Annotated in this window: 1 protein-coding gene; it reads right to left on the bottom strand. The window is 72.8% G+C overall.

Features of this window, described 5'->3' with window-relative positions; genetic code table 11:
• A partial coding sequence (locus tag AC3XQU_RS24795) for a glutamate synthase-related protein (protein WP_489876749.1) occupies positions 1 to 239 on the bottom strand: 239 nt, incomplete at both ends.

Here is a 239-nt window from a genome sequence, read left to right as displayed (position 1 = left end):
GCTACCGGGTCCAGCCGGGAGGCGAGTTCCGGGTCCTGGGTTGTGATGCCGGCGGGGTCGCGACCGTTCTGGAAGTCGTCGTAGAAGCCGGCGGCGGAACCCAGGGCGGCGTACTCGGCGGCGTAGCGGGGATCGTTGTCGCCCAGGGCGATCAGCGCCGCGGTGCCGATGGCGACGGCGTCCGCGCCCAGTGCCATGGCCTTGGCGACGTCGGCGCCAGTGCGGATGCCGCCGGAAAC

The sequence above is a fragment of the Telluria sp. AZSoR62 genome (genome assembly GCF_058111565.1).
Note: the sequence above shows the minus strand (reverse complement) of the source record. Positions and strands in the feature narration are given on the sequence as shown.